The 17,140-nt window shown below is 50.4% G+C and carries 17 protein-coding genes; all 17 read left to right on the top strand.

Going from position 1 to position 17,140, the window contains the following annotated elements:
• Positions 1-831: 2-oxoacid:acceptor oxidoreductase subunit alpha (locus GX016_00290; protein ID HHT70000.1), on the top strand; the 831-nt coding region annotated here is incomplete at its 5' end.
• A gap of 76 nt (positions 832-907) precedes the next feature.
• Positions 908-1,651: a 2-oxoglutarate ferredoxin oxidoreductase subunit beta gene (locus GX016_00285; protein ID HHT69999.1), complete on the top strand. Its 744-nt coding sequence runs from the start codon at positions 908-910 to the stop codon at positions 1,649-1,651.
• A complete protein-coding gene (locus tag GX016_00280; GenBank protein ID HHT69998.1) occupies positions 1,648-2,199 on the top strand; it encodes a 2-oxoacid:ferredoxin oxidoreductase subunit gamma in 552 nt (183 codons plus the stop codon). The genes GX016_00285 and GX016_00280 overlap by 4 nt, the downstream gene beginning before the upstream one ends.
• An 8-nt stretch (positions 2,200-2,207) precedes the next feature.
• The gene (locus GX016_00275; GenBank protein HHT69997.1) at positions 2,208-3,881 is read left to right on the top strand and encodes a methylmalonyl-CoA mutase family protein; all 1,674 of its coding nucleotides are present in this window, start codon (positions 2,208-2,210) and stop codon (positions 3,879-3,881) included.
• 15 nt (positions 3,882-3,896) lie between these two features.
• The gene (locus GX016_00270) at positions 3,897-4,292 is read left to right on the top strand and encodes a cobalamin B12-binding domain-containing protein (protein HHT69996.1); all 396 of its coding nucleotides are present in this window, start codon (positions 3,897-3,899) and stop codon (positions 4,290-4,292) included.
• A 17-nt stretch (positions 4,293-4,309) separates the two neighbouring features.
• Entirely contained in the window at positions 4,310-5,254 is a 945-nt protein-coding gene (meaB, locus tag GX016_00265; GenBank protein HHT69995.1) for a methylmalonyl Co-A mutase-associated GTPase MeaB, read from the top strand.
• The gene (gene mce / locus GX016_00260; protein ID HHT69994.1) at positions 5,251-5,655 is read left to right on the top strand and encodes a methylmalonyl-CoA epimerase; all 405 of its coding nucleotides are present in this window, start codon (positions 5,251-5,253) and stop codon (positions 5,653-5,655) included. Before meaB ends, mce begins: the two co-directional genes overlap by 4 nt.
• Positions 5,656-5,724: 69 nt before the next feature.
• Positions 5,725-7,269, top strand: a complete 1,545-nt coding sequence (locus tag GX016_00255; GenBank protein HHT69993.1) for a methylmalonyl-CoA carboxyltransferase — start codon at positions 5,725-5,727, stop codon at positions 7,267-7,269.
• A 17-nt stretch (positions 7,270-7,286) separates the two neighbouring features.
• Positions 7,287-7,649, top strand: coding sequence for an OadG family protein (locus GX016_00250; protein ID HHT69992.1), 363 nt, complete (start codon positions 7,287-7,289; stop codon positions 7,647-7,649).
• Position 7,650: 1 nt separating this feature from the next.
• Positions 7,651-8,052, top strand: coding sequence for a biotin/lipoyl-binding protein (locus tag GX016_00245; GenBank protein ID HHT69991.1), 402 nt, complete (start codon positions 7,651-7,653; stop codon positions 8,050-8,052).
• Between the two features lie 22 nt (positions 8,053-8,074).
• Entirely contained in the window at positions 8,075-9,193 is a 1,119-nt protein-coding gene (locus GX016_00240; protein ID HHT69990.1) for a sodium ion-translocating decarboxylase subunit beta, read from the top strand.
• An 81-nt stretch (positions 9,194-9,274) separates the two neighbouring features.
• Complete coding sequence (locus tag GX016_00235; GenBank protein HHT69989.1) at positions 9,275-9,499, top strand: hypothetical protein; 225 nt, start codon at positions 9,275-9,277, stop codon at positions 9,497-9,499.
• Positions 9,500-9,696: 197 nt separating this feature from the next.
• Positions 9,697-11,199: an aminotransferase class I/II-fold pyridoxal phosphate-dependent enzyme gene (locus GX016_00230; protein ID HHT69988.1), complete on the top strand. Its 1,503-nt coding sequence runs from the start codon at positions 9,697-9,699 to the stop codon at positions 11,197-11,199.
• A gap of 88 nt (positions 11,200-11,287) precedes the next feature.
• A complete protein-coding gene (miaB, locus tag GX016_00225) occupies positions 11,288-12,622 on the top strand; it encodes a tRNA (N6-isopentenyl adenosine(37)-C2)-methylthiotransferase MiaB (protein HHT69987.1) in 1,335 nt (444 codons plus the stop codon).
• 28 nt (positions 12,623-12,650) lie between these two features.
• On the top strand, positions 12,651-15,227 hold the full coding sequence (gene mutS / locus GX016_00220) for a DNA mismatch repair protein MutS (GenBank protein ID HHT69986.1): 2,577 nt from the start codon (positions 12,651-12,653) through the stop codon (positions 15,225-15,227).
• Positions 15,220-16,989 (top strand): DNA mismatch repair endonuclease MutL, encoded by a 1,770-nt coding sequence (gene mutL, locus GX016_00215; GenBank protein HHT69985.1) that lies wholly within the window; start codon positions 15,220-15,222, stop codon positions 16,987-16,989. Before mutS ends, mutL begins: the two co-directional genes overlap by 8 nt.
• 11 nt (positions 16,990-17,000) lie before the next feature.
• A partial coding sequence (locus tag GX016_00210) for a tRNA (adenosine(37)-N6)-dimethylallyltransferase MiaA (GenBank protein ID HHT69984.1) occupies positions 17,001-17,140 on the top strand: 140 nt, incomplete at its 3' end.

Below are 17,140 nucleotides of genomic sequence, written 5' to 3'. Positions count from 1 at the left end.
GTGCAACGCTACGGCCCCAGTACAGGACTACCTACATCACCGGCTCAAGCAGACATAATGCAAGCTCGCTGGGGTACCCATGGTGACCATCCAGCTATAGCTTTGATGCCGGCTTCGGTTCGGGAAGCCTTTGACCTGACCGTGGAAGCGGTTAATCTGTCAGAAGAACTTAGAACACCAGTCATTGTCTTGTTGGATGAGGTCGTCGGTCATATGCGAGAACGCATAGAACTACCGGCGGCTGAGGAGGTAACAGTAGTTAACCGGGTCAAACCCACAGAAGATCCCGCGCATTTTCTGCCTTACAAACCCGGACCTAATCTTGTACCACCGATGCCGGCCTACGGTGAAGGTTATCGTTTCCATGTAACTGGGTTAGTCCATGATGAAACCGGTTTTCCTTCCGGAAAAGGCTCAGACGGCAATACCTTGATACGGAGGTTACTGGCAAAAGTCGAACAGCGTCAGCCAAAGATCGCCCGAGCCGAGTTGTTCCAAACCGAAGACGCTGATATAGTGATTGTAGCTGCAGGTTCTGTAGGGCGCTCGGCCCGTGCAGCCGTCAAAGAAGCTCGCGCCCAAGGGGTAAAACTAGGATTGCTACGGCCAATTACGGCTTGGCCATTTCCAACCGAAGCTATCGATGCTGTTGCTAAGACAGCAAAGTCAATTATTGTGGCAGAAATGAATATGGGCCAGATGATTCTGGAGGTAGAAAGAGTAGTAGCCGGGCGTGCAAAAGTATTTGGTCTGAACCGGATTGATGCCGAGCTTATTACTCCCAAGGATATTATTGTCCGCACCCAGGAGGTGACCGGAAGTGTCTGTTAAGGAATTAGTGGATCGTTATTGCCGTACCAATAAGCTACCACACATTTGGTGCCCAGGTTGTGGTAACGGTATTATTATGGGAGCAATTATCCGTGCTTTGGACAAGACGGGTTTTGACCAAGATAAGACTGTAATTGTCTCTGGCATAGGCTGCTCCTCACGAGCTCCCGGTTATATGAATTTTGACACCCTGCATACCACCCACGGACGAGCCCTGGCTTACGCCACCGGTATCAAGATGGCCAACCCGAAATTGAACGTTGTGGTGATAACCGGTGATGGAGACTGTTCAGCCATTGGTGGCAACCACTTGATCCATGCTGCTCGTCGCAATATCGGCTTGACTGTAGTAGTGTTTAACAACAGCATTTACGGCATGACTGGCGGACAGTTCTCTCCGCTCACACCTACGCACAGTTATGCCACCACTGCACCTTACGGGTCTATTGACCGCAACTTCGATCTCTGCCAGTTGGTGAAGGCGGCCGGGGGCACATACGTGGCCAGAGGCACCACTTACCATACGAGACAATTAGTGGATTTGGTTGCTGCCGGATTGAATCATGAGGGCTTTTCCTTCATAGAAGTAATTACCCAATGCCCCATGTACTACGGACGCAAGAATAAATTCCCTTCAGCAGTGGATATGCTCAAATGGCAACAAGAACATGCTGTGAATGTGAAGGCGGCTGCTAAGATGAGTGCCGAACAATTGTCCGGCAAATTCTTGATCGGTGAACTGCATCGCGAAGAGGCTCCTGAGTATACGGCAGTGTACGATACGGAGATCATTGCCAAAACCAGGGGGGTAGCAAAGTGAAAAAGCTGGAGCTGCGTTTAAGTGGATTTGGAGGCCAAGGACTAATTACAGCTGGAATTATTCTGGCCGAAGCGGCCATTTTAGACGGAATGAACGCTGTCCAGAGCCAGTCTTATGGTCCGGAAGCCAGAGGCGGTGCCAGTAAAGCAGAAGTAATTATTGCTGCTGAAGAAATTGATTATCCCAAGGTGGCAGAAGCGGATCTTTGTCTCTCTATGAGTCAACAAGCCAGTGATAAATATGCTGCTCAAACACGTCCAAACGGAGTCCTTATTCTCGATAGCGGCTACGTCAAAACACCGCCTCAGTTTTCCGGGAAGATCTACTCTGTTCCTATTACAGAAATAGCCACCACGAAAGTTGGCCGCAGTATCGTAGCTAACATAGTGGCACTGGGAGTAATTAACGGCATCACTGACATTGTTAGTAAGGAATCACTGGAAACGGCGGTCTTAGATCGGGTGCCGCCAAAAACCAAAGATCTTAACCAGAAAGCTCTGGAATTTGGCTATGAGGCGGCCCAAAACCTGGTTCAGGAGGGAAGGTGAAGCCAGACATGACCACAGACCTGAAACAGCTTCGCGCTGCCAAGGAAGCTTGGGAGGCTGGACCGGTGGCCAAGACCACAGCCCGCTTTCCCGAACGCAAGCAGGAGTTTGTAACTTTGTCCGGAACACCGGTAGAAAGACTTTATACTCCGCTTGATATTCCCGCTCTTGATTACGAACACGACTTAAGCTTTCCGGGACAGTATCCTTTTACCCGCGGCAATCAGCCCACCTTGTATCGTGGGCGTTTATGGACCATGCGCCAGTATGCCGGCTTCGGGACCGCTGAAGAATCTAACAAGCGTTACAAGTATCTCTTGGAACAAGGTCAAACAGGCCTTAGTGTAGCTTTCGATCTGCCGACACAAATAGGCTATGATTCCGATCACTCCCTAGCTCGGGGTGAAGTTGGTAAAGTAGGCGTGGCTATCGATTCCCTGGCTGACATGGAAACGTTGTTTGCTGATATCCCCTTGGACAAGGTTAGTACCTCCATGACAATCAATGCGCCGGCTTCCGTCTTGTTAGCCATGTACATTGTCTTAGCGGAGAAGCAAGGTGTTTCATCTAGCAAGCTAGCCGGTACCATTCAAAATGATATTCTGAAAGAATACGTAGCCCGTGGCACCTATATTTTTCCACCGAAGCCCAGCATGCGCCTGATCACGGATATTTTTGCCTATTGTTCCGACCACGTACCCAGGTGGAATACCATTTCCATCAGCGGTTATCACATTCGCGAAGCGGGCTGCACCGCCGTTCAAGAAGTCGCCTTTACCTTGGCTGACGGAATTGCTTATGTGGAAGCTGCTGTAGAGGCCGGACTAGACGTGGATGATTTCGCTCCTCGCTTATCATTCTTCTTTAATGCGCAAATGGACTTATTAGAAGAAGTAGCCAAGTTCCGTGCGGCACGGCGTCTTTGGGCCCGAATCATGAAGGAAAGGTTCGGTGCCAAGAATCCGCGCTCAATGATGCTCCGTTTCCACACTCAAACTGCCGGCTGCGCTCTTACTGCTCAACAACCCGACAATAATATCGTTCGTGTCACTTTGCAGGCGTTAGCTGCTGCCTTGGGCGGCACTCAGTCTCTCCATACCAACTCCCGGGACGAGGCCTTATCGCTACCCACGGAAGATTCGGTGACCATTGCTCTCCGCACGCAGCAGATTATCGCTCACGAAAGCGGTGTCGCCTCCACCGTTGATCCCCTGGCCGGTTCTTACTACGTGGAATCAATGACTAACAGGATTGAAGACGAGGCCTTGGATTATATTAAGAGGATTGATGAACTCGGCGGAGCAGTAGCTGCAATTGAACAAGGTTTTATCCAACGGGAAATTCAGGAAAGCGCTTACGCCTACCAAAAGTCGGTAGAATCCGGGGACCGGATTGTGGTGGGTGTTAACAAGTTCCAAGTAGAAGACGAAAAGCTCCCTGAGCTGCTTAAGGTAAAACCGGAAGTGGAAGCACAACAAAGAACTCAGCTGAAAGAACTACGGCAGCAGCGGGATAATGCGAGTGTGCAAGCAGCGCTGCAGCAATTGGGTGAAGCGGCTCAAACCGATGCTAACCTTATGCCGGCAATCATTGCCGCCGTGCGCACTTACGCGACTCTGGGAGAAATCTGCGACGTGCTTCGCCAAGTATTCGGCGAGTACGAACCCTCAGTGATCTTTTAGGAGGTGTAGCTGGTTATGGAACGCCCGATTAGGGTTTTGATTGCCAAGCCAGGGCTTGACGGGCACGACCGCGGTGCCAAGGTCTTGGCTCGAGCAATGCGCGATGCCGGCATGGAAGTGGTGTATACGGGACTGCGGCAAACCCCGGAACAAATCGTCGAAGCAGCCATCCAAGAAGATGTGGATGCTGTCGGGCTCTCTTGCTTATCCGGGGCACACAACCATCTGTTTCCGGAAGTAACGAGGCTTTTGAGAGAAAAGAACGCCGACGATATTCTAGTTGTCGGAGGCGGCATTATTCCGGAAGAAGATATCCCGACTCTTAAAGAAGCCGGAGTCAGTGAAATCTTTACCCCAGGCACCTCCACTTCTGTAGCCATCGAGTATATTAAGGAGCATGTACAGCGGTGACGTACGCTAACGATAAGATTTCTTGGGCTGAACGTATCCTCAGTGGCGATCGCCGGGCCTTGGCTCGAGTCATTAGCTTCCTAGAAAACCAGGAACAAACTGGGTTCCTCACTCTGGGACACTTGTATCGTCAAACCGGTCAGGCTCATATTATTGGCCTGACCGGCCCTCCGGGAGCCGGCAAAAGCAGCTTGGTCGACCGGATGATTCAGGAAATACGGACTCGAGGTCACAGCGTAGCTGTTGTGGCCGTGGATCCCACCAGCCCGTTCACTGGCGGTGCAATTTTGGGTGATCGGATCCGAATGCAACGCTGGGCCGGTGACCCCGGTGTATTTATCCGCAGCATGGGTACTCGAGGCAGCCTAGGCGGTCTAGCTCGGGCAGTCTACGCCGCCGTTCAGCTTCTGGACGCTGCCTCTTTTCCCTATATTCTAGTCGAGACTGTGGGGGTAGGCCAATCAGAAGTGGATATAGTACAAGTAGCCGATACTGTCGTAGTGATTTCGGTGCCTGGCTTAGGGGACGACGTGCAGGTAAGCAAGGCTGGCATCATGGAGATCGGTGACCTGTTTGTCGTCAACAAAGCCGATCTGCCCGGTAGCAGACGGGTGGTAATTGAACTAGAAAGTATGCTGGAGTTAGGCTCTCATGGCGACTGGAAGCCGCCGGTACTGACCACTGTGGCTACCACTGGTGAAGGCGTTTCCACCTTGGTTACGGCAATTCAAGATCATATGGTGTTTCTAAAGAAAGATAATCTTCTGGCCCAACGGAGGTTAGCCCGAGAGAAAGAAGCCGTACTTAGGCGACTGACAGAACGTATTCGCAAGGATATTACCGACCGCTGGGCCAGTGAACACGGCAGCCAAGCTTGGGAACATTTGGCGGCAAAAAGAGTGGATCCCTATACTCTGGAAGAGAGGTTGTATTCTAACTGGAAAGGAGTGAAACATAGATGATAAGTAAAATCGACCATGTAGGGATAGCAGTCTCTGATTTGGATAAAGCCAAAAAGTTCTACCAAGATGTGCTCGGAATCAAGGTCACTGCAACCGAAGAAGTGGAAGAGCAAAAGGTAATCACTGCCTTTCTCCCACTAGGGGATAGCGAAATCGAACTCTTGGCATCAACAGCTCCGGACGGACCTATTGCTCGTTTTATTGAAAAGCGAGGCGAAGGAATTCAACATATCGCGCTGCGAGTAGATAACATTGACGCGGCGTTGGAACGACTGAAAACGGCCGGAGTGCGGCTTATTGATGAGAAACCACGCCGCGGTGCCGGCGGAGCAAAGATCGCTTTCATTCATCCCAAAGCGACTGGGGGTGTACTACTGGAAATATGTGAACGAAACGAGTGAATTTGACACTGTGGTTATTTCCAGCGCCGACAGGCGCAGATAAGCAGCTTGCATCAGGAGGTGGCAGTCTTGACAAAGGATCTATTATCAGATCTCGCTGCCAGGCGGGCCAAAGTATTGGCCGGTGGTGGTGAGAAGCGCATTGCCAGGCAGCACAAAATGGGTAAACACACTGCTAGGGAACGCATACACAGACTCTTGGATGAAAACAGCTTTGTGGAACTTTATATGCATGTTAACCATCGTTGTAATGAGTTCGGCATGACTGACGTAGATACTCCCGGTGAAGGAGTAGTAACTGGTTACGGAACTGTTGGCGGCCGCTTAGTCTATATTTTCGCTCAGGATTTTACCGTCATGGGCGGATCTTTGGGCGAAATGCACGCCAAGAAAATCACCGACGTGATGGATTTGGCCCTCAAGACAGGAGCCCCGCTGATCGGCATCAATGACTCTGGTGGTGCCCGTATCCAAGAAGGGGTAGATTCACTTTCCGGCTACGGACAGATCTTCTATCGGAACACTATTGCCTCCGGCGTTATTCCCCAGATCTCAATTATTATGGGTCCCTGTGCCGGTGGGGCTGTATACTCGCCTGCTCTGACTGATTTTGTTTTTATGGCTCAAGGAGCGAATATGTTTATTACTGGTCCTCAGGTTATCAAAGCCGTAACCGGAGAAGAAGTGTCCCCAGAAGAGCTGGGCGGAGCTGCTACCCACAACCGCATTAGCGGTGTAGCCCATTACATGGCCGCCGACGAGGACGAATGTTTCCGGCAGGTACGTACATTACTGTCTTACCTTCCCAATAACAATCTGGAAGTTGCGGCACGCTCCGAAACACAAGATCCAGTAACGCGCGTAGACATGACCTTACGTGAAGTAGTCCCGCTTGAATCTAACAGAGCTTACGATATGCGCGACGTTATTACTCGGGTAGTGGATGACAGCCTATTCTTCGAGGCACAAGAGCATTATGCTACCAATATTATTACTGGTTTTGCCCGACTCAACGGCTACAGTATCGGTATTATTGCTAACCAGCCCCGAGTGTTGGCCGGCTGTCTAGATATCAACGCCTCAGACAAGGCCGCCCGCTTCATTCGGTTCTGTGATGCTTTCAACATCCCTATTGTTAATTTTGTCGATGTTCCTGGTTTTCTTCCCGGGACCAACCAAGAGTATGGTGGCATCATTCGTCATGGGGCCAAGATGCTGTATGCTTATTCTGAGGCTACAGTTCCTAAGATCACTCTTATTGTTCGCAAGTCTTACGGCGGGGCCTATTTGGCCATGTGCAGCCGGGATCTTGGTGCTGATCAGGTATTTGCCTGGCCGGGAGCAGAAATTGCCGTTATGGGACCGGAAGGTGCAGCCAATATCATTTTCCGCAAAGAAATATCCGAAGCCGACGATCCGGAAGGCATGCGGCAAGAAAAAATTGCTGACTACCGCGAACGCTTTGCCAATCCGTACATTGCCGCTGCTCGCGGTTACGTTGATGACGTTATTGATCCGGCCGAGACACGCCCACGCTTAGCCTGTGCCTTGGAAGTTCTATCTTCCAAACGCGAAAGCCGGCCGGCCAAAAAGCACGGTAACATACCCGTGTAAAAGGGTAGGTGTAAGAGGTGGAAGTTAAAATCAGTGCTGTGTCGTTAACCGTACTTTCCATGATTGTGGTGTTTATGGTTCTGTGGGGCCTAGCGTTAATAATCAACCTAATGAAGTGGTTCTCGGTTAGAAAACGTGAAGAGGTGAACCAGACTCCTGAAGCCCTAATGGACGTTGCCTCGGCTGCAGAGCCTACTGAAACTGGTGTGGCCCCGGAAATTGTAGCAGCCATAACCGCTGCCCTGGCCGCTTATTTGGATCAGGGCCCGGGTCAACTTATGGTCAGTGCCATCTACCGGTTGGCTCCCGGAGAGAATTGGGCTGCTGCCGGGCGCCTTGAAAATACTTCTTCCAGTTCACTTATAAGGAGGTCGCTCTAACATGAGAAAATTCGTAGTCACGGTAAACGGTGAGCAATATGAAGTTGTTGTGGAAGATACAAGCGAAGGAATCCAGGTAGCAGCTCCGGCAGCGGTTACTCCCAAGCCGGCTCCGGCCGCGGCAGCGGCGCCAACACCGGCGGCGAAGCCTGCTCCCAAACCTGCGCCTACACCTAAACCTGCAGCTGGAGCCGGCAGTGTGAATGCTCCAATGCCAGGTACAATCCTATCGGTAAAAGTTGCTGCCGGGCAAGCTGTTAGCAGAGGCGACGTCCTGCTAACCTTAGAGGCCATGAAAATGGAAAACGAAATTATTGCTCCCAGCGATGGTACAGTGGGCGAGGTATTTGTCAGTGTAGGTCAGTCAGTAAATACAGGTGATGTGCTTCTGAACTTGGCATGAATCGGACCGGGGGAGTGAAGAAATGAGTACAATTGAAAGTCTGGCCGCCCTGGCTCAGAGCACCGGCCTTAGTGCGTTGACTTGGGGTAACGTAGTCATGTTAATTGTCGGTTGTGTTCTGCTTTATCTAGCTATATTCAAGAAATTTGAACCGTTACTTCTAATGCCGATTGGATTTGGCTGTGTTCTGGCCAATTTGCCCCTTACCGGCCTTATGGATGAAGGCGGGTTGCTAAAATACTTGTATTTTGGGGTTGAACATGAGATTTTCCCGCCTCTTATCTTTATGGGTGTGGGGGCCATGACCGATTTTGGCCCGCTGCTAGCCAACCCAAGTACCATTTTATTGGGAGCTGCAGCTCAAATTGGTGTCTATATTGCTTTGATCGGTGCTGATTTATTGGGGTTTACTATTCGTGAATCCGCATCTATCGGCATCATCGGTGGGGCCGACGGCCCAACCGCCATTTATGTAACCATGAAGCTGGCTCCGAACTTGGTCGGACCTGTTGCTGTAGCTGCCTACTCCTACATGTCTTTAGTACCGTTGATTCAGCCGCCTATTATGAGAGCCTTAACAACCAAAGAAGAACGTCAGGTGGTTATGGAGCAGCTACGCGAGGTTTCACAAACAGAAAAGATTCTGTTCCCTATTATTTGCACGTTGCTGGTAACGTTGCTGTTACCGGCCATTGCTCCTCTGTTAGGCATGCTCATGCTGGGTAACCTGCTCCGCGAAAGCGGCGTTACCGAAAGATTGTCCAAAACGGCTCAAAACGAGCTCATCAACATTGTTACCATTTTTCTGGCAACCTCGGTTGGTGCTACCATGAGTGCTGAAAACTTCCTTAATCTCAAGACCATTTTACTGGTTGCTCTAGGCTTAGTTGCTTTTGCCGGTGGTACAGCCGGCGGCGTGCTCCTGGGTCGGCTTATGTACAAGCTTTCCGGTGGCAAAATCAATCCTCTTATCGGTTCCGCTGGTGTATCGGCCGTTCCCATGGCTGCCCGTGTATCTCAGGTAGTAGGTCAACAAGAACACCCAGGCAATTTCCTGCTTATGCATGCTATGGGGCCTAATGTGGCCGGTGTTATTGGCTCAGCAGTAGCAGCCGGTATAATGATAACTCTGTTACAGTAAAAGCCATCTGTCGTATAGCTTTCTCATTGCCTGCATAAAATTATTGTAGATTAGCCTTACCATATTGCAGGCGGTGACCCAATGGAGAACAACATTAGTTTAGCTGCGCGTGAACAGAGCCTTAATAACAAGATTAGTCAGCTTAACGCCCGGATTGAGAAACTGCGCTTGGGGCGGCGCATTCTCATGAACCTACTTGTTCTTCAACAAGCCCAATTGCATGAATACGAGTCAACTCTGGCGAGTCTAAGAAAACATAACGCAGAGCTTAAGAAGATGCTTTTTTACCAACAACAAGGGTCGTGAAACCCAAGCCCTAGTTTTGACCTTCATCCTTTAGGGGATGGAGGTCTTGTTTTTTGGCCACAACAAGCTCCTTGTAAACAAAAAGTGAAACCTAAAGGAGCGCATTTTTTTGTCTTAAGTGGGGCCTTACTATCTTGCATTACAGCCCCATCTATGCTTAAATAGACGTGTTCCTAAGAGTGAAAGGAGTGAAACTGGTGATTCCTGCACAAGAAGAGACCCCAATATTCCGCGCCCTGAAAGATTATGTAGAGGCCGGTGCAATACCGTTCCACGTGCCCGGCCATAAACAAGGGCGCGGTTTAGCAGACTTTACTCAGTTTGTGGGTCAAAACGTAATGAATATCGACTTAACTGCGGTGGAGGGACTGGACAATATCTGCAACCCCTTAGGTGTGATCAAAGAAGCAGAGGAGTTGGCCGCAGCGGCTTGGGGTGCTGACCACGCTCACTTTCTAGTTAACGGCACTACATCCGGAATTCAAGCCATGATCATGAGCATATGCGCTCCGGGAGACGAACTTATCTTACCCCGTAACGCCCACAAGTCAGCTACCGGGGGTATCATTCTCAGTGGGGCACGACCAGTTTACATCGAACCGGATGTGGATGACTACTTTGGCATCGCCATGGGGGTTAGTTTAGAAAAGGTAGCTTGCGCAATACAGCAGCATCCAAGAGCCAAAGCTGTCTTTATTATCAATCCCACTTACTACGGAGTTGCTTCACCTTTAGAAGATATCGTTCGCCTGGCCCATGCTCACGGCTTAGCTGTAATTGTGGACGAAGCCCATGGCGCTCATCTGGGCTTCCACCCGGATCTGCCCCAAAGCGGTGCCCAGGCAGGTGCCGACATGATAGCTACCAGTGTCCACAAGTTAGGGGGCTCTCTCACTCAAAGCTCTCTCCTCCTCGTTAACGAAGGTCTCATTGATTCTAACAGAGTAAAAGCGGTACTCAACCTGACCCAAACCACTAGCCCTTCCTATTTGCTTCTAGCCTCCTTGGATATGGCTCGTAAACAGTTAGCTACTTCTGGCTACGAAACCATAGGTCGCACCTTGCAACTGGCCCGCTGGGTGCGCCTGGAGTTAGCTAGCGTACCGGGTATTACTCTGTTAGACGAAACGGTATTGAATAATGAGGGCAGCATTGCCGTGGATCCGATTAAGATCTTGGTGAATACAAGAAAACTAGGCATGTCTGGGCATGAATTAGAAAGGCACCTGCGGATACGCTACCGTCTTCAGGCCGAGCTTTCCGACCTATATAATACCCTCTTCCTAGTCACTATCGGTGATAATGAGCAGACTGTACGAACTTTGGTGGATACACTAAAAGCCGTAAGTAAGAACCGGGGACAATGTAACATAGTAAAGTATCCTGCTTATCTGCCAGAGCTTCCTGAACTGGTCTTATCACCGGCAGAAGCCTTTCACAGTGAAACCAGGCTTGTCTCTATTGAGAACGCAGAAGGGGAAATTAGTGCTGAAATGGTAATGGCATACCCTCCTGGAATTCCTCTTATTTGCCCCGGCGAACGTTTTACCCGTGAAATAATTGATTACATCCGCATTCTCAAAACAGAGCAGTTGCATTTGCAGGGAACCGAAGATTTAACTGTTTCCAACATAAAAGTAGTTAAGAATCCAACTCAGATTGTGTGTTCGTCCAAGAGTTTTGCCCGGGTTGTCAGTTAACATGACTTTAGGCCAGCCAGCAACCGTGGCTTTGTACGCTGACTGGCTTTTTGCTATAATAGGGAAAGATTGAGGAAGGATGGGAAATATGACAGCGGGCAAATACTTACTTAAGGTATCTGGTTGCCAGATGAGCTTTCGTGATGCCGAAACTCTGGCCGGCCAGTTGCAGCAAGCGGGTTACACCCCCACTGACAACGAAGCTGAAGCTGATGTGATTGTTTTTCAGACCTGCTGTGTCCGTGAGACAGCGGAGCGCAAGATTTACGGTCAGATCAACCAGCTAAAAGCTCTTAAGATCGATAAACCTGATCTTATTATTGGCCTGACCGGTTGTCTAGCCCAAAAAGATCAGGAGAAAGTGTTTACACTGTGTCCACATGTTGATTTTGTTCTAGGTACTCAACAGCTAGGGAAACTCACAGAGCTTCTAGGTGATCTCTCTGTCAGTTACCGGCGTGCTATCCATGTGGGCGAGGACGGGGATCTAGAAAATCTTCCGCTGGCGCGTGCTGACGGCGTGCGCGCTTATGTGAACATCACCTACGGCTGTAACAACTTCTGTTCTTATTGTATTGTGCCCTACGTTCGTGGTCCTGAACGAAGCAGAGAGCCGGAGGCTATTATTTGTGAGGTTAAGAAAGCCTTGGACGCAGGCTATACAGAAATCATGTTGCTGGGACAAAACGTAAACGCTTACGGTCGAGACCTGGGAGGACCAACTGATTTTGTCAGCCTGTTGAAGATGCTTGACGTTCTCCCCGGATTAGAACGAATCCGCTATATGACCTCACATCCCCGCGATTTTACCAAGGACATGATCCTGGCTGTCAAGAACAGCCGCACTGTGTGTGAGCATTTTCATTTGCCCATCCAGTCGGGGAGTAACCGCATCCTCTCGTTAATGAACCGCGGCTACACCCGAGAACACTATTTCAGTCTGGTTGAGAGCATCCGGGATTTGATTCCGGAGGCGAGCATTACCACTGACTTAATCGTCGGCTTCCCAGGAGAAACAGACGAGGATTTAGCCGCCACCATTGATCTGGTGAAGAGAGTGCATTTTGACGCTGCCTACACCTTTATCTTTTCTCCAAGGGAGGGAACTAAAGCCGCCACCCTCACCGGTCAAGTCCCCGAAAAGGTGAAGAAGGAGCGGCTAAGTTATCTTAATACTACTCAAAACCAGATCAGCCGCAATCTGAACCAGGCTCTGGTGGGACGAGACATGGAAATACTGGTTGAAGGGCCGAGCAAAAACAATCCCAACATGCTGTCCGGCCGCACGCGCACAAATAAGTTGGTTCACTTTAGCGGATCAGAACAGTTGATGGGTGAGCTCGTGACTGTGACTATTAAGCGCGCCTATACGTGGACATTGCACGGGAACATGAAGTCTGTGGGCGGGACCGGGTCAAGGTGAGATAGAGGAAAGAGGGGGAGGGGATCTAATGGCACATTTAACACCCATGATGCAGCAATACTGGGACATAAAACACAATTATCCTGACGCTATCCTCTTTTTCCGCTTAGGTGATTTCTACGAAATGTTTTTTGATGACGCTGAAACAGCAGCCCAAGTACTGGGTCTTACTCTAACAGGGCGTGACGCTGGTGGCGGTAAGCGGGCCCCCATGTGCGGCATTCCATACCATGCTGCCGATAGCTACATTGCCCGTTTAGTCACCAGTGGCTATAAGGTAGCCATCTGCGAGCAGGTAGAGGATCCAAAACTAGCCCAGGGTCTGGTGGAAAGACGGGTGGTACGCACCATAACTGCCGGTACCTTCCTAGATAGCGACACCCTAGAGGAAAAATGCAATAATTTCCTGGTTGCTCTAGCTGCTGACAAGCATGCTTTTGGCTTTGCCGTGTTAGATGCAGGTACAGGTGAACTTAGAGTGACTGAAATTCCGACGGAAGAAACCCAGCTGCTGCTGGACGAGCTAGTCCGCCTGCGACCGGCAGAGGGACTCCTAGCTCCGGAATTGGAACAGAATCAGGCCTTAAGGGGCCGCATTGCCGCTGTCTGCCCATTTCCCTTAGGTACAATAGCACCTGACAAGTGGCATTCCGACCAAACTGAGGCAGCACTGAGAGACCTCTGGGGCACCAATTATCGTGAGCGCTTCACTTGCACAGAACTCGGTATCGGACTTACAGCCGCCGGTGCCGCTTTGATTTATCTTGAGGAAACGCAGCAGACGATCCCTGTCCACGTAACGGAGCTTGTTCCTTATAGTGTCAGTTCCTATATGCTTATGGACACCTTTACCCGCAGGAATCTAGAACTGACTCGCAGCTTGCATGACAATAAGGTGCAAGGATCCCTATTGGGAATCATGGACCTTACGGTTACCGCCATGGGCGGGCGGTTACTGCGCCAATGGCTGGAACAGCCCTTACGATCAGTCTCAGCTATCAACCGCCGCTTGGAGGCCGTAGCCGAGCTATTGGCTAAAGATGCTCGTCGGGCCCAAGCCAGAAAGCTTTTGCGCCAAGTCCCGGACCTGGAACGCTTATTGGGCAAAGTTGCCTATGGTACAGCTACCCCAAAGGACTTAGGCTCTTTGCGTTCAGCCTGTGACTTGCTCCCCAACCTTGAACAACTTGTCTTAGATATGCCGGCCACTCAGCGCCTGTGTTCCCACTTGGATCCACTGATTAGTCTGGCTACCATACTGCACCGAACGTTGGTGGATGATCCGCCGGTGTCGGCCCGGGAGGGCGGCATAATACGACCCGGTTATGATACCAAGATCGATCGCTTAAGAGAACTTACCCAGGGAGGCCGCCAGTGGGTAGCAGACCTGGAAGGCCGTGAACGAGAGCGTACCGGCATTAAGTCGCTAAAGGTAGGTTACAACAGAGTATTTGGTTATTACATAGAAGTTACTAAGGCCAATTTAGATAGCGTTCCGCCGAATTATATTCGCCGGCAAACCTTGGTGGGCTCGGAACGCTTTATTACTCCGGAATTAAAAGAACGTGAAGGGGAAATTCTTGGCGCTCAGGAACGCCTCACCCAGCTGGAATACGAGGCTTTTCAACAATTACGCCACCGAGTTGCTGCTGAGGCGGCTGCTATTCGAACTACTGCCAACGCCATTGCCTGTGTGGACGTTCTCGCCGCGTATGCCGAAGTGGCAAGTCGGAATAATTATGTACAGCCCACAGTAGACGAAAGCAATATCATCCAGCTGGAGAGCAGTCGCCATCCGGTAGTAGAGAGCCTGCGCCCTAATAGCCCGTTTGTGCCCAACGATGTCTATTTAGACAGTAACAACCATCGCTTTATCCTCCTAACTGGACCTAACATGGCCGGAAAATCCACTTTTATTCGGCAGGTGGCTCTAAACATCCTCTTAGCTCAAATAGGTAGTTTTGTCCCGGCCTCCAAGGCGCACATAGGTGTGGTGGATCGGATTTTTACCCGTGTAGGCGCCTCTGATGATTTGACTGCAGGGGATAGTACCTTTATGGTGGAAATGCGCGAATGCGAAGTGATACTCCGTGAAGCTACAGAGCACAGTCTGGTTGTTTTGGATGAGGTGGGCCGCGGTACCAGTACTTTGGACGGTCTTAGTTTGGCCCAGGCCATTGCCGAGCATCTGGCAACGCAGGTGGGCTGCAAGACTCTCTTCTCCACCCACTACCACGAGCTTACAACCCTAGCCAAAGAGCTCGGCTGTGTTAAGAACTACAATATGGCCGTGATAGAGCAACAACAGGAGTTACTCTTTTTGCACAAAGTCATTCCTGGTGGCAGTGACCGCAGTTATGGAATCCAAGTAGCGCGCTTAGCCGGCTTGCCGGAAGCCGTCTTGGGCAGGGCGGCCCGGATCTTAGCCTCCCTCACCCTCCAACACGAAACCACTGAGCCTGAAACAATTTTGGCCCCAGCCTGGAAAAGATTATTGCGTGACTTCCTCGAGCTCAATTTAACTAAAATTCCACCGCTTGAATTACAGCTTCGCGTGGCAGCTTTACAGGAACAACTGCGACAAGAGGTGGAGCAACTTGCGTAAGATTGAAGTGCTTTCAAACCAGGTAGTTCAGCAAATAGCGGCTGGAGAAGTGGTCCAGCGGCCAGCCTCGGTAGTAAAAGAACTAATAGAGAATTCTCTTGATGCCGACGCCAGACGTATTGAGCTGGAATTGGAAGACGCCGGTTGTAAACTGATAGCAGTGCGGGATGACGGCATCGGCATGAGCGCCGATAATGCCGTACTGGCACTTGAACGCCACGCCACGTCTAAAATTAGCTCCGCCAGTGACTTGTTAGCTATCAGAACCCTGGGCTTTCGAGGCGAGGCCTTACCAAGTATTGCCGCTGTCTCTCAGTTTGAGCTAATCACTGCCACCAAAGACGCACTAGCAGGTGTACGTGTCATCACCGACGGCGGTTCACAACTGGAAGTCAGCCCATGTCAGGCCGTGGCTGGTACTTGGATATCAGTACGCAACTTGTTTTTCAATACTCCAGCCCGATTCAAGTTCTTAAAAAGTAAACGTACCGAGCTTAGACATATTACGGAAGTGGTAACCAGGATGGCTTTGGTGAGACCGGACGTGTCCTTTCGAGCTTTTAACCAAGGACGGGAACTAATAACTACTTCTGGATCGGGAGAACGTAAGGAAGTGGTAGAGCTCATCCTAGGAAAAGGGACTTTTATTCCGTGGCTGGAGATTGACACAGTAACCCCCGTGGGCAGCCTGTCGGGATATGTAGCTCCGCCGGAATTAGCCCGCCGAAGTAGAAATCACCAAATAATAATCATCAACGGGCGCTGGGTAAAAAGCCCTCTGCTTCTTTCAGCTGTGGAAACAGCATTCGAGCCACAATTAGTGCGAAACTGCCATCCAGTATTTTGTCTGGAGCTGGAAGTTGAGCCTGAACTGGTGGACATAAATGTTCATCCGGCTAAACTGGAGGTTCGCCTGAGCAAGGAAAGAGAAATATGGCAGTTTGTTCACCGAGCAGTAAAAACGGTTCTGCAACCGCGGTTAACATTTGATTTTCCCCCAAGCACCCAAATGTCTGGACAGGCTGACAATTCAGCAAAATGCTTCGAACAGCAACTGAAAGAACCCGACCCTTCGTATATTACTGTAACAGCTGAAGACCTGCAGCCGTCCGCCAAAATACTGCCTTCGCAGGTATTATCTACAGTGCAATCGAGACAGTCATTATCCGACCCTATATGGCCCCAGCTCACGTTTATTGGACAAGTTCTGCAAACATACCTGGTGCTAGAAGGCCCGAACGGCATCTATTTGTTGGATCAGCATGCCGCCCACGAGCGTGTTCTTTATGAGCAAATCGGGGAAACTTGGAACCAAAGCGCCATTTCACTTCAACATTTACTCGTACCTTACACTTTCGACGTTACGGAAACAGAGTTGGCCTTATGGAAACAAAGAAAGGAGCTGTGGCAAGAGACGGGTATTGTTCTAGAGCGGTTTGGCCCCCGTACCCTGGCTTTACGCAGTATACCACAGATAATGTCGTCGGAGGCAGCTATTACTCTAACACAGGAACTCTTAAATGAAGAATCAGATCCCCGAGACCAGTTAACCTGGGAACAACAACGTCAGCGCCTGCAGGTGACCTTGGCGTGCCATGCTGCGATCCGAGCCGGACAATCCGTAACGGTCGAAGACGCCAATCTCCTGCTGACTCAACTCAGTCATTGCCAACACCCCTATAATTGTCCTCACGGGCGCCCAACATTGGTTTGGTTGAGCAGAGACGAACTGGACCGCCGCTTCTGGCGTCGGGTAACGTAGGGAGGAGCAATATGGATCCTTTGCTGGTAATCTTAGGTCCTACTGCTGTGGGTAAGACCAATATAGCTATCAAAGTTGCCCACCAATTGAATGGGGAAATTATTTCTGCCGACTCCATGCAAGTGTATCGGCACTTGAATATAGGGACTGC

This window comes from Bacillota bacterium (assembly GCA_012837285.1).
Classification (GTDB): Bacteria; Bacillota; DTU030; order DUMP01; family DUMP01; genus DUNI01.
The sequence above is the reverse complement of the archived record's forward strand: the minus strand, read 5'-3'. Positions and strand labels throughout refer to the sequence as shown.

Coding starts and splice junctions, on each gene's coding strand:
- GX016_00285 (HHT69999.1), top strand. CDS start 908: ATGGGAGCAATTATCCGTGCTTTGGACAAGACGGGTTTTGACCAAGAT.
- GX016_00275 (HHT69997.1), top strand. CDS start 2,208: ATGACCACAGACCTGAAACAGCTTCGCGCTGCCAAGGAAGCTTGGGAG.
- GX016_00270 (HHT69996.1), top strand. CDS start 3,897: ATGGAACGCCCGATTAGGGTTTTGATTGCCAAGCCAGGGCTTGACGGG.
- mce (HHT69994.1), top strand. CDS start 5,251: ATGATAAGTAAAATCGACCATGTAGGGATAGCAGTCTCTGATTTGGAT.
- GX016_00245 (HHT69991.1), top strand. CDS start 7,651: ATGAGAAAATTCGTAGTCACGGTAAACGGTGAGCAATATGAAGTTGTT.
- GX016_00240 (HHT69990.1), top strand. CDS start 8,075: ATGAGTACAATTGAAAGTCTGGCCGCCCTGGCTCAGAGCACCGGCCTT.
- GX016_00235 (HHT69989.1), top strand. CDS start 9,275: ATGGAGAACAACATTAGTTTAGCTGCGCGTGAACAGAGCCTTAATAAC.
- miaB (HHT69987.1), top strand. CDS start 11,288: ATGACAGCGGGCAAATACTTACTTAAGGTATCTGGTTGCCAGATGAGC.
- mutS (HHT69986.1), top strand. CDS start 12,651: ATGGCACATTTAACACCCATGATGCAGCAATACTGGGACATAAAACAC.